This window comes from Caballeronia sp. HLA56 (assembly GCF_054655155.1).
The window spans coordinates 2,381,828-2,394,972 of record NZ_BAAHOB010000005.1; the positions used below are offsets into that span (position 1 = coordinate 2,381,828).

9 protein-coding genes are annotated in these 13,145 nt (G+C 63.0%); 1 reads left to right on the plus strand and 8 read right to left on the minus strand.

All coding sequences use genetic code 11. The annotated features are described in order from the left end of the window. Positions 1 to 17: 17 nt before the first annotated feature. From ACYQ47_RS30710 to ACYQ47_RS30730, 5 genes are read right to left on the minus strand one after another with little or no spacing between them, the layout of a single operon-like run. Positions 18 to 2,759 carry a DUF4118 domain-containing protein gene (locus ACYQ47_RS30710; RefSeq protein ID WP_459908513.1) on the minus strand — a complete coding sequence of 914 codons (2,742 nt, stop codon included), beginning with the start codon at positions 2,757 to 2,759 and terminating at the stop codon, positions 18 to 20. A 32-nt stretch (positions 2,760 to 2,791) separates the two neighbouring features. Next, the gene (gene kdpC, locus ACYQ47_RS30715) at positions 2,792 to 3,349 is read right to left on the minus strand and encodes a potassium-transporting ATPase subunit KdpC (RefSeq protein WP_459908515.1); all 558 of its coding nucleotides are present in this window, start codon (positions 3,347 to 3,349) and stop codon (positions 2,792 to 2,794) included. A gap of 11 nt (positions 3,350 to 3,360) precedes the next feature. Continuing rightward, positions 3,361 to 5,493, minus strand: a complete 2,133-nt coding sequence (gene kdpB, locus ACYQ47_RS30720) for a potassium-transporting ATPase subunit KdpB (protein WP_284507704.1) — start codon at positions 5,491 to 5,493, stop codon at positions 3,361 to 3,363. 14 nt (positions 5,494 to 5,507) lie between these two features. Next, positions 5,508 to 7,289 (minus strand): potassium-transporting ATPase subunit KdpA, encoded by a 1,782-nt coding sequence (gene kdpA / locus ACYQ47_RS30725; protein ID WP_459908517.1) that lies wholly within the window; start codon positions 7,287 to 7,289, stop codon positions 5,508 to 5,510. After that, on the minus strand, positions 7,286 to 7,381 hold the full coding sequence (locus ACYQ47_RS30730) for a potassium-transporting ATPase subunit F (protein WP_244827589.1): 96 nt from the start codon (positions 7,379 to 7,381) through the stop codon (positions 7,286 to 7,288). Before ACYQ47_RS30730 ends, kdpA begins: the two co-directional genes overlap by 4 nt. 369 nt (positions 7,382 to 7,750) lie before the next feature. Here ACYQ47_RS30730 and xth point away from each other — a divergent pair, with 369 nt between their 5' ends. Continuing rightward, complete coding sequence (xth, locus tag ACYQ47_RS30735; protein WP_244827588.1) at positions 7,751 to 8,527, plus strand: exodeoxyribonuclease III; 777 nt, start codon at positions 7,751 to 7,753, stop codon at positions 8,525 to 8,527. 16 nt (positions 8,528 to 8,543) lie between these two features. On the opposite strand, the gene ntrC is transcribed toward xth, so the two are convergent. From ntrC to glnA, 3 genes are all read right to left on the minus strand, one after another. Continuing rightward, positions 8,544 to 10,022 carry a nitrogen regulation protein NR(I) gene (gene ntrC, locus ACYQ47_RS30740; protein ID WP_459908520.1) on the minus strand — a complete coding sequence of 493 codons (1,479 nt, stop codon included), beginning with the start codon at positions 10,020 to 10,022 and terminating at the stop codon, positions 8,544 to 8,546. Between the two features lie 133 nt (positions 10,023 to 10,155). Next, a complete protein-coding gene (glnL, locus tag ACYQ47_RS30745; protein WP_244827586.1) occupies positions 10,156 to 11,298 on the minus strand; it encodes a nitrogen regulation protein NR(II) in 1,143 nt (380 codons plus the stop codon). Positions 11,299 to 11,505: 207 nt separating this feature from the next. After that, a complete protein-coding gene (glnA, locus tag ACYQ47_RS30750; RefSeq protein ID WP_244827585.1) occupies positions 11,506 to 12,921 on the minus strand; it encodes a type I glutamate--ammonia ligase in 1,416 nt (471 codons plus the stop codon). Positions 12,922 to 13,145: the final 224 nt, after the last annotated feature.

Here is a 13,145-nt window from a genome sequence, read left to right on the forward strand (position 1 = left end):
TCGAGCCATCCCACCGCTCAACCCGCCATATCGCCATCCCGCTGCGGCGCTTCAGCCTCCTCGTCCTGCGGCATGTCCCTAGGCATCGCCTCCTCCACCGGCAACGTGAACCAGAACCGCGCGCCGCCATCGGCACGATTCTCCGCGCCGATGCGCCCGCCATGCGCCTCGACAATCGCCCGGCAGATCGCAAGCCCAAGCCCGATGCCCGGTTTCGCCGACTCCTTCTCCCCACGCGTGAACTTCTCGAACAAGCGCCCTTCGCTACCGGCAGGCACGCCCGGACCGTCGTCGTCGATACACACGCGCACGACGCGGCCATCGCCATCCCGCTCGGCCGCCGCGCTTATGCGTATGGCGGAACCCGCAGGCGTGTACTTCGCCGCGTTCTCCAGAAGGTTCGCGAAGAGCCGCTCCATCAGCACGGCATCGAGCATGAGAAGCGGCAGATCGGCGGGAACGCGCACCTGCACCGGACGGCCGGCGAGCGTCCTGCGCATGACGTTGAGGGCCGCGCCGACGGTCTCCTCGAGCATCGACCATTGACGGTTCAGCCGCACCGCGCCCGCCTGCAAACGCGCCATGTCGAGCAGGTTCGTCACGAGCCCGCTCATGCGCAACGCTTCCTCGTGGATCGCATGGATCAGTTCGCGCGACGACGCTTCCGACGCCCCGCCCTCCAGCAACGACGCAAAGCCGACGATCGATGTCAGCGGCGTGCGCAGATCGTGCGATATCGCGGCCAGCAAGGCATTGCGCATGCGCTCCGATTCCATGTTGACGAGCGCGTCCTGCGCGATCTCCACGTAGTGCACGCGCTCCAGCGCCAGCGCGATTTGCGCCGCGAAGGTTTCGATCATGCGCCGCTGCTCCGGCACGGCGAATTCGGCCTCGCGTCCCGTGACGAGCGCGAGCACGCCGCGCGTGCGCATCGGCGCCTTGAGCGGCAAGTAGAGCGCCGCAGCGGCCGGCAGCGTTTCCGCGCCATGTCCCGCCGGCTTTTGCTGATCGTAGACCCATTGCGCGATATCGATATCCAGACGCGCGGCATCAAGCGCTGTGTCGGGATTCGGCTCGCCCACTTTCTGGCGCACTTGTTCGGCGGCATCGGGCAGCAGAATCGCGACCTTCGCCTGGAAAATCTCCGCGACATGGCGCGTGCCGATCTCGATGATCTGTTCGGTCATCAACGCGGCCGCAAGCTCCTTGGTCATCGCGTACATGGCGCTCGTGCGCCGTTCCCGTTGCGATGCAATGCGCGCCTCGCGCCGCAAACTCGACGTGAGATGGCTGATGGTGAGCGAAGTCAGCAGCATCACGATGAAGGTCAGCAGATACTGCGTGTCCGTCACGGAGAACGACAGCGTCGGCGGCACGAAGAAGTAATCGAACGCGGCGACGGAGAGAAACGAGAGCATGACGCCCGGCCCGCGTCCGAGCCGTACCGCCGCGAAGATCACGCCCAGCAGATACAGCATCACGAGATTGGTGATCGCGAAATGGCGCGCTTCCAGGAAGTTTGCGACGACCGTAATGGCCGCACCGATGACGAGCGCAAGAAGGTACGCATGCGGCGGCGAATGCGCGGTGAACGACATTGCGTAGTTCGTGCGCGGTTCGTCGCGTGGACCGGTGGACACGAGCGTCACGTCGATATCCGCCGCCTGCCGCACGATGCGCTCGGTCATCGGCGTATCGAAGAGGCGGCGCCATCCGCCGGGCAAGGACGCACCCGCCACGAGCTTCGACACGTTGCGCATGCGCGCATAAGCGATGAGCGTGGCCGCCGCATCGGCGCCATCCAGCGTGACGGTTTCCGCGCCGAGTTCGGCGGCGAGCTTGAGGGCGTCGAAGGTGCGTTGACGCTTGTCATCGGGAAGGCGTTGCAGGCGCGGCGTCTCCACGTACACCGCGAGCCAGTCCGCCTTCAGCGCACTCGCGAGCCGCGCCGCCGCACGCACCAGCGCCGCGCTTTCCGGGCCCGGACCGATGCACGCGATCAGCCGTTCGCGCGCGCGCCAGATACGCTCGATGGACTGATCGGCACGATACTCGCGCATCTGCGCATCCACGCGATCGGCGGTGCGCCGCAACGCCAGTTCGCGCAGCGCGATGAGATTGCCCTTGCGAAAGAAGTTGCGCACCGCATGCTCGGCCTGTTGCGGCAGATAGACCTTGCCGTCGCGCAGACGGTCGAGCAACTCTTCGGGCGGCAGGTCGACGAGCGTGACTTCGTCGGCGCGATCGAACACGCGGTCGGGCACCGTCTCCCATACGCGAATGCCGGTGATACGCCCGACGATATCGTTGAGACTTTCGAGGTGCTGGACATTGACCGTGGTGTATACGTCGATGCCCGCATCGAGCAGTTCCTGCACGTCCTGCCAGCGCTTCAGATGCCGCGAACCTTGCACGTTCGCGTGCGCGAGTTCGTCGACGAGGATCAGTTGCGGCTTGCGGGCGAGCGCGGCGTCGAGATCGAATTCGGCGAGAAGCCGCCCGCGATACTCGATGCGCGCAGGCGGCAGAACGTCGACTCCTTCGAGCAGCGCAAGCGTCTCTTTCCGCCCATGCGTTTCGACGACGCCCGCGACCACGTCGACGCCCTCTTCGCGCAAACGCCGCGCGGCCTGCAACATGGCGAACGTCTTGCCCACACCCGCCGATGCTCCGAAAAAAATCTTCAGCCGGCCGCGCTGACGCTGCGCTTCCTCACGTTGCAGTTTGTCGAGGAGTTCATCGGGAGTGGGACGGATCATCGTGGGCGGCGGATTGCTTCAAGCGTGATCGATCATCGAACATCGTCGAGCGCGAGATTCAATTTAAGCACATTCACTCGCGGCTCTCCGAAGAGACCGAACTGTCTACCGGACGTTGACTGCGCGACGAGCGTTTCGACCCGTGCGCGCGGCAGGCCGCGCGCCTTCGCCACGCGTTCGACCTGATACGCCGCCGCTGCCGGACTGATCTCGGGATCGAGCCCGCTGCCCGACGACGTCACGAGGTCGACAGGCGCGGACGCCGGATCGTCGAGCGCGGTGATCCGCGACTTGATTTCATCGGCGAGCGCGGGGTTCGTCGGACCGAGGTTCGAGCCGCTCGAAGCGCTCGCGTTATACGGGTTCGGCGTGGTCGCCGAGAGACGGCCCCAGAAGTAGCGCGGGGCATCGAATTGCTGGCCGATCAGTTCCGAACCGACCGCTTTCCCATCTCGCTCGATGATGCTGCCGTTCGCCCGATGCGAGAACGCCGCCTGTCCGAGCGCCGTCACGATGGCCGGATAAAGCAAGCCGGTCACGACAGTCAGCGCGAACAGCAGCACGATCGCGGGACGCAAGAGGTTCTTCATGTTCATCTCCATTATTGCCAGCCGAGTGCGCTGATGGTCATGTCGATCAGCTTGATGACCGGAAACGGCAACACGATGCCGCCCAGCCCGTAGATCAGCAAATTACGCCGCAAGAGCGAAGCTGCGCCGAGCGCACGATACTTCACGCCCTTCAACGCGAGCGGAATCAGAAACACGATGATCAGCGCGTTGAAGATCACCGCCGAGAGAATCGCCGACGACGGGGACGCGAGATGCATCACGTCGAGCACGCGCAATTGCGGATACGTCGTCGCGAACGCGGCCGGGATGATCGCGAAATACTTGGCCACGTCGTTGGCGATGGAAAACGTGGTGAGCGAACCGCGCGTCATCAGCATCTGCTTGCCGATCTCGACGATCTCGATCAGCTTGGTCGGATTCGAATCGAGATCGACCATGTTGCCCGCTTCCTTCGCGGCCTGCGTGCCGGTGTTCATCGCGACGGCGACATCGGCCTGGGCGAGCGCGGGCGCGTCGTTGGTGCCGTCGCCGGTCATCGCCACGAGCCGCCCTTCGGCCTGATGCGCGCGGATGGTCGCGAGCTTCGTCTCCGGCGTGGCTTCGGCGAGATAATCGTCGACGCCCGCTTCGGCGGCAATCGCGGCGGCGGTCAGGCGGTTGTCGCCCGTCACCATCACGGTCTTGATGCCCATCTTGCGCAGTTCGGCAAAGCGCTCGCGAATACCGCCCTTCACGATGTCCTTCAGCTCGATCACGCCGAGCGCGCGCGCGCCGCCTTCGAGCATGCGTTCCGCGACGACGAGCGGCGTGCTGCCGCGTCGCGCGATTTCATCCACGGCGCTCTGCACTTCCTGCGGAAAACGCCCGCCGTGTTCCTCAATGTACTTCTTCACCGCGAGCGCCGCGCCCTTGCGAATCTCGCGGTCGGGAAGATCCACCCCGCTCATGCGCGTCTGCGCGGAGAACGCCAGAAACGTCGCGTGCAAGCTGGCCATGTCGCGTTCGCGGATGTTGAAGCGTTGCTTGGCCAGCACCACGATGCTGCGTCCTTCCGGCGTTTCGTCGGCGAGCGAGGCGAGTTGCGCGGCATCGGCGAGTTCGCGTTCATCGACCCGCGGCGCGGGCGCGAACGACGACGCCTGCCGGTTGCCGAGCGTGATCGTGCCGGTCTTGTCGAGCAGGAGCACGTCGACATCGCCGGCGGCTTCGACCGCGCGGCCCGAGGTCGCGATGACGTTCGCCTGCATCATGCGGCTCATCCCCGCCACGCCGATGGCGGACAGGAGGCCGCCGATGGTCGTCGGGATCAGGCAGACGAGCAAGGCCACGAGCGCGGTGATGCTCACTACGTGGCCCGCCTTCGCGGCATCGACGGCGAACATGGAGAACGGCAAGAGGCTCGCGGTGGCGAACAGCAAGACGAGCGTGAGCGCGACGAGCAAGATGGTGAGCGCGATTTCGTTCGGTGTCTTCTGACGCTTCGCGCCTTCGACCATGGCGATCATACGGTCGAGAAACGCCTCGCCCGGATTCACGCTCACTCGCACGACGATCCAGTCCGACAGCACGCGCGTGCCGCCCGTCACCGACGAGAAGTCGCCGCCCGACTCGCGGATCACGGGCGCGGATTCACCCGTGATCGCGGATTCATCGACCGATGCCACGCCTTCGATCACTTCGCCATCGGCGGGAATCGCGTCGCCGGCTTCGACGAGCACGACATCGCCGCGCCGCAGATCCGTCGATGCGACGATGCGGATCGGCGACTTCGGATGCGGCTCGTTGAGCTTTTTGGCGACCACGTTGTGCTTGGCGTTGCGCAACGACGCCGCCTGCGCCTTCGAGCGCCCTTCCGCGAGCGCTTCCGCGAAGTTGGCGAAGAGCACCGTGAACCACAGCCATAACGCGATCGCGAGGATGAAGCCCGCGGGCGCTTCGGCCTGGCCCGCGAGCGCGGCGATCCAGAGCACGGTCGTGAGAATGCTGCCGACGTACACGCAGAACATCACGGGGTTTCGCAACTGCGTGCGCGGCGCGAGCTTGACGAACGAATCGACGATCGCGGGCTTCACGAGCGCGGGATCGAACATCGAACGGGCCGCCGTGCGCGTCTGCCCGGTATTGTCCGGACGATGCAGCGGCGCTTGATTCATTTGATTCATGCTTTCCTCGAGATTCAGTGGCCGGCGATCATGCCGAGATGCTCGACGACCGGCCCGAGCGCGAGCGCGGGGACGTACGTGAGCGCGCCGACCAGCACCAGCGTGCCGAGCAGCAACACGACGAAGAGCGGTCCGTGCGTGGGCAGCGTGCCCGCCGTCACCGCGAGGCGCTTCTTGGCCGCGAGCGATCCCGCGATGGCGAGCACCGGAATGATCGAGCCGAAGCGGCCGAACCACATCGCGATGCCGAGCAGGACGTTATAGAACGGCGTGTTCACCGAAAGGCCCCCGAACGCGCTGCCGTTGTTGTTGGCGGCGGAACTGAAGGCATAGAGCACTTCGGAGAAGCCGTGCGCGCCGGGATTGGCGATACCTGCCGTTCCCGCCACGCTCAGCACGGCGATCGAGGTGCCCGCGAGCACGATGAACGGCGTGAGCAAAATGGTGATCGACACCATCTTCATCTCGAACGATTCGATCTTCTTGCCTGCGTATTCGGGCGTGCGGCCGATCATCAGCCCCGCGACGAACACCGCGAGCAACGCGAACACGAGCATGCCGTAGAGCCCCGACCCGACGCCGCCGAAGATCACTTCGCCAAGCTGGATGAGCAGCATCGGCACGAGCCCGCCGAGCGGCGTCAGCGAATCGTGCATGTTGTTGACGGCGCCGCATGAGGCCGCGGTCGTCGCCACCGTGAAGATGCCCGATTGCGCAATGCCGAAGCGCGTTTCCTTGCCTTCCATGTTGCCGCCCGATTGCAGCGCGGACGCGGTCGTATCGACATGCAGCGACGCATAGACCGGATTGCCCGACTGTTCCGCCGCGATCTCGCTCCAGCAGGCCGCGGCGAACGCGATGGTCATGGCCGCGAGCACCGCATAGCCTTGCCGCTTGTCGCCGACCATGCGCCCGAAGACGACGCATAACGCCGCCGGAATGACGAGCATGGCGAGCATCTGCACGAAGTTTGCAAACGGCGTCGGGTTCTCGTACGGATGCGCGGAGTTCGCGTTGAAGAAGCCGCCACCGTTGGTGCCGAGCATCTTGATGGCTTCCTGCGACGCGACGGGGCCCATCGGCAGCGTTTGCTTGTCGTTCTTGAGCGTTTGCGTGACGGCCTTGCCTTGCGCGTCCGTCGACTGCGTCTGATACGTCGTGACTTGCAGCGTCGAGACGTCCCGATACGCCTTGAAGTTCTGGATCACGCCCTGACTCACGAGCAACACCGACACCACGACCGCAAGCGGCGCGAGCACGTACAACGTGGTGCGCGTAAGATCGACCCAGAAGTTGCCGATGGTCTGCACCGAATGCCGCTTGAAACCGCGAATCAGCGCGATGACGACAGCAATGCCCGTCGCCGCCGAAAGGAAGTTCTGCACGGTCAGGCCGAGCATTTGCGCGAGATAGCCGAGCGTGCTTTCACCGCCGTAGTCCTGCCAGTTCGTGTTGGTCACGAAGCTCACGGCGGTGTTGAAGGCGGCGTCGGGCGTCATCGCGCCGAAGCCTTGCGGGTTGGCGGGCAGCAGATGCTGCACGCGCAGCAAGCCGTACAACGCGAGCGTGCCGAGCGCGTTGAAGAGCAGCACGGCGAGTGCGTAGTGCTTCCACGACATTTCCGCTTCGGGGTCGACGCCAGCCATGCGATAGATGAATCGTTCGACGGGTCGTGTCTTTCTCACGATCACCGATGAGCCATCGAGCACGTTCGCGATGTATCGGCCGAGCGGGATGGCGAGCGCGATCAGCACGACGATGAAGAGTGCTGTCTGCATCAGCGAATTGGCGTTCATTCGAGGTTCTCCGCGTCGAGAAGCGCATAAACGAGGTACGCGAAGAGCAGCAGCGTCGAGGCGGCGGCGAGCCACATCATCCAGGCGTTCATGCGCGGCCTCCCTGAACGCGGTTGCGCAGTAGCGCGCAGCCACGCGTGAGGGCCACGCACAGGGCCCAGAACAGGGCTATGCCGGCGAGGTAAAGCAGGTCCATTGAGACGTTCTCCCCTATCGGTTTTCGGATAGGGTGGAGATTAGGGGAGGACGCGTAAAGGGTTGGATAAGGTTGGAGGGGGCGGTGTAAAAATGGTGTAAAGAGGCGCTTCGACCGCAGCTTTGCGAAGCACGCGCCAGGCTGCCGAAGCCGATCCGCCATGACATGGCGGTATCATTCGGGATGGCTATCCGCACTTGAATTGCCTTGCGCACGAAGTCCGGCGCACTCGACCTCACCAGAACCAAAGATAATCGTCGTCCCCATGAAAATCGCCACCTGGAACGTCAACTCGCTCAAAGTCCGCCAGCAGCACGTCATCGACTGGCTGGCTTCCTCCAACGTCGACGTCCTGTGTCTTCAGGAACTCAAGCTCCCCGACGAAAAGTTTCCGCGCGCCGAACTCGCGGCTGTCGGTTTCAAAAGCTGGTTCGCGGGACAGAAGACCTATAACGGCGTCGGCATTTTGGTGCGCGACGGCATGGAAGTGGACGAGGTGAACGTCATTCGCAATATCCCCGGTTTCGAGGATTTGCAGCAGCGCGTGATCGCGGCGACGGTGGAAGGCGTGCGCATTGTGTCGGCGTATTTTCCGAACGGCCAGGCGCCCGGCACCGAGAAGTTCGCCTACAAGATGCGCTGGCTCGACGCGCTGCGTGAATGGCTGCGCGGTGAGATGGCGCATCATCCGAAGCTCGCGTTACTCGGCGACTACAACATCGCGCCAGACGACCGCGACGTGCACGACCCGAAAGCGTGGGAAGGACAGAATCTCGTATCGCCCGAGGAGCGCGCGCACTTCGTGCAACTCGTCGAACTCGGCCTGACCGATGCCTTCCGCAAGTTCGAGCAGCCCGAAAAGCTCTACACGTGGTGGGATTATCGAATGATGGCCTTCCGCCGCAATATGGGTCTGCGTATCGACCATATCTTGTTGTCGGCGGAACTCTCGGCGCTATGCACTTCATGCGAAGTCGATAAAGCGCCGCGCAAATGGGACCAGCCATCCGACCACGCGCCGGTGATCGCGACGCTCGGCTGACCCCATTTGCTCCAAATCACGCGTCCAGATGCAGTTCCTGAATCTTGCGCGTGATGGTATTGCGGCCAATGCCCAGACGCTCGGCCGCTTCTACTTTCCGGCCGCGCGTGAAGTCGAGTGCTTCGCGAATCACGGCAGCCTCGAAACGGCGCGCGAGTTCCTCCATGACGTCGGCCGAATTCTCACGCAAAAGGCGCGCGACTTCCGTGCGCAAGCCGTTCTCCCAAACGCCAGCCGGCGTTCCGGCCAACGGCGCCGCGACGCCGTTGGTGACTGCGGGCCCCGCCGTCATCGCGCCATCGGGCAACACCGCAATGCTCTCCGCCGACGCATAGTCCTGTCGCGGCGTGAGGTCGGGTGGCAAGTCCTTCTGCTCGATGACTTGCGCGGGCGCCATCACCGTCAGCCAGTTGCACAAGTTCTCCAACTGGCGCACGTTGCCCGGAAACGGCAGCGACGCCAGGTAAGCAATCGCTTCGTCCGAGACACGCTTAGGCTCGACGCCCAAATCACGCGCGCTCTTCTGCAAAAAATGCCGCGTGAGCAAGGGAATGTCTTCGCTGCGTTCACGCAACGCGGGCAAGCGCAGGCGAATCACGTTGAGCCGGTGATACAAGTCCTCGCGAAACAAACCCTGCCGCACGCGCGATTCGAGATTCTGATGCGTCGCCGCGATCACGCGCACGTTCGCCTTGAGCGGATTGTGTCCGCCCACGCGATAAAACTGTCCATCGGAGAGCACGCGCAGCAAGCGGGTCTGCAAGTCGAACGGCATGTCGCCGATTTCATCGAGAAACAGCGTGCCGTTTTCCGCTTGCTCGAAACGCCCTTGCCGCATGGCCTGCGCGCCGGTGAACGCGCCGCGCTCGTGACCGAATAGTTCGGATTCCAACAGATCCTTTGGAATCGCCGCCGTATTCAGCGCGATGAACGGTCCGTTCGCGCGCGGGCTATGTCGGTGCAAGGCGCGCGCGACAAGCTCCTTTCCGGTGCCTGATTCGCCCGTGATGAGCACGGTCGCCGCCGAATGCGACAATCGGCCGATGGCGCGAAACATGTCCTGCATGGCCGGCGCTTGGCCGAGCATCTCGGGCGTTTCCGTCACGCGCTCGTCGAAGGCGGACTCGCCACGCATGGACTCGTCGACGGCGCGGCGGATCAGCTCGACGGCCTTGTCGACATCGAAAGGCTTCGCGAGATATTCGAACGCGCCGCCCTGGAATGCGGCCACCGCGCTATCCAGATCCGAGAACGCCGTCATGATGATGACTGGCAAGCCCGGCAAGCGGTCACGCACCGTTTGCAGCAATTCGAGGCCCGAACCGCCTGGCATGCGGATGTCGGAGACGAGCACTTGCGGGCTGTCGTGCTCGAGCGCGGCGAGCGCATCGCGCACGCCGGAGAAACTGCGCGTCGTGAAGTTCTCACGTGCGAGTGCTTTCTCAAGCACCCATCGGATTGATTGGTCGTCGTCTACTATCCAGATCGGCTTCATATCGTTCGGCGAGAAGTCTTCGTGTGGTTCGGTGTGAGCCCGTCGAAACGGTCAGGCTTCAAGGCTTGGAGCGCAATCGCGTCGTAAATTGGCGGCCAGGAATGTGCGTCGTTTGGATTCAGGTCGATGATCCTCAGTTTCCGAATGGCAACAGCATGGCGAACTCGGTGCAACCGGGCTTGCTCTCCACTTCGATCAGCCCGTCGTGCTGATGCACGAACGACTGCGCGAGCGTAAGACCCAGACCGCTGCCATCTTCCCGGCCCGACACGAGCGGAAAGAAAATCCGGTCGCGAATCTCACTAGGAATGCCGGGACCGTTGTCAGTGATATGCAAGTCCAATGCCAGTTTGTGCAGCTTTTTGCCAATGGTCACCTTGCGCGCAATGCGCGTACGCAGTTCGATCTTCGCGTCGCCTTGCGAGATGCGCTCTCTCAACGCTTCGGCCGCGTTGCGCACGATGTTGAGGAGCGCTTGTATCAGTTGTTCCTTGTCGCCGCGCAGGTCGGGCACGCTCACGTCGTAATCGCGTTCGATGGTGAGGCCGCGCGGAAACTCCGCGAGGATCACCGCGCGCACGCGCTCGCAGACTTCGTGGATGTTCACATCGCCCACGATATGCGGATGCCGGTGCGGTTCCAGCAAGCGATCGACGAGCGTCTGCAGCCGATCCGATTCCTTGATGATGACCTGCGTGTATTCGCGCAACTCGTCGCGTTCGCGTGCGCCGAGTTCGAATTCGAGCAGTTGCGCGGCCCCGCGAATGCCGCCGAGCGGGTTTTTGATCTCGTGCGCGAGGTTGCGGATGAGCTGCTTGTTCACCGCCGTGAGATCGTGAATGCGCTCTTCGCGGTCGGTGCGCAAATGCCGTTCGTTCTCGAAGAGTTCGAGCAGCACGTAATCGGTGGCGACTTCCAGATACGCGACGATCGCATGCACGTGAAACGCCTCGCGCCCGGGGCGTTCAAGCATGGCATCGAGCCGCGTCGCGTTGAAGCGGTTTTCCGCGATGGATGCGATGGTCGTCGCCAGTTCCTCGGAGTTGGCGAAGAGATTGGGCCAGTGCGTCTGCGTGAGTTGCTTGCGCGACATCTCCAGCATCGACTCCGCCGACGGGTTCGCGTACGCGATGCGCTGCGTGCGTTTGTCGAGCACGAGCACGACGGTCGGCAACGCTTCGAGTCCCGGCAGAAGACCGGTTCCCGCGAGTTGGGTGTCGTCGGAGAGTGCGTCGGCATGCCCTTTGCGGGCCTTGATCAGATTCTTAAGCACCATCGAGCTTTAAAAAGGGTGGCCAATGAGGTCGCTCGTGAAACTCGATCTTCTTCTTTCTTTGTGACTGCATGTGACGCGCGTCAGCCACGCGGCGATTAAAAAAAGGGACGGCGCGCCGTCCCTTTTTCGTGTTCGCCTAGGGCATGCGCCGCGCGCTTCATCGACCAGCCGTCTACGAAGCGCATCGACGTCATGCGTTGGCGGCGCTTACAGCGAGTAGTACATCTCGAACTCGACCGGATGCACCGACTGACGATAACGTTGCAGCTCGTTCGTCTTCAGTTCGATGTACGCGTCGAGCATCGAATCCGTGAACACGCCGCCGCGCGTCAGGAACTCGCGATCCGCGTCGAGTGCGTCGAGTGCCTGATCGAGGCCGGCACACACGGTCGGGATCTTTGCATCTTCTTCCGGCGGCAGGTCGTACAGATTCTTGTCCGCGGCTTCGCCCGGATGAATCTTGTTCTGCACGCCGTCGAGACCCGCCATCATCAGCGCGGAGAAGCACAGGTACGGATTCGCGAGCGGATCCGGGAAGCGCGTTTCGATACGGCGGCCCTTCGGATTGCTCACGTGCGGAATGCGGATGGATGCCGAACGGTTGCGAGCCGAGTAAGCCAGCTTCACAGGCGCTTCGAAGTGCGGCACGAGACGCTTGTACGAGTTCGTACCCGGGTTCGTGATCGCGTTCAGCGCGCGTGCATGCTTGATGATGCCGCCGATGTAGAACAGCGCGAATTCCGACAGCCCCGCGTAGCCATTGCCCGCGAACAGGTTCTGACCGTCCTTCCAGATCGACTGGTGAACGTGCATGCCCGAACCGTTGTCGCCGACGATAGGCTTCGGCATGAACGTCGCCGTCTTGCCGTACGTATGCGCCACGTTGTGGATGATGTACTTCATCTGCTGCAGCCAGTCCGCGCGCTGAACCAGCGTCGAGAACTTGGTGCCGATTTCGTTTTGGCCCTGGCCCGCCACTTCGTGGTGGTGAACTTCGACCGGAATGCCGATCTGTTCGAGCAACAGGCACATTTCAGAACGCATGTCCTGGAACGTGTCGACCGGCGCGACCGGGAAATAGCCGCCCTTCGTGCCCGGACGGTGGCCGGTGTTGCCGCCTTCGAATTCCTTCGCCGACGACCACGGCGCTTCTTCCGAGCCGATCTTGACGAACGTGCCCGACTGATCCGTGTTCCATTGCACCGAGTCGAAAATAAAGAATTCCGGCTCCGGACCGAAGAACGCGGTGTCGCCGAGACCCGAGCTCTTCAGATATGCCTCAGCGCGCTTCGACAGCGAACGCGGGTCGCGCTCGTAGCCCTTGCCGTCGGCCGGCTCGACCACGTCGCAGGTCAGAACCAGCGTGGACTCTTCGTAGAACGGGTCGATGAACGCGGTATCCGCATCGGGGATGAGCAACATGTCCGATGCTTCGATGCCCTTCCAGCCGGCGATGGACGAACCGTCGAAAGCGTGGCCGCTTTCAAATTTGTCTTCGTCGAATGCCGAGACCGGCACGGAAACGTGTTGTTCTTTGCCGCGCGTGTCGGTGAAGCGGAAATCGACAAACTTGACGTCTTCGTCCTTGACGAGCTGAATGACGTCGGCCACGGATTTACTCATTACCTATCTCCTGATTAACAAAAGTCGGCGAAAACCTTTCGCCGCCCCGACCGAATCCTGTACCGCTGAAACAATCGTGGTTTGAAAAGCAGCTTCCATGCCAAGCGCACCAAACTTGCGCTAAGCATTTGAAGCGGCGCGCGTTTTTTGTGAAACGATGATGCTTTATCGAGCCGGCCGCTTAGTCGTAAGCCGACCGTTCGCACTAATTCGGTGCGCGACAA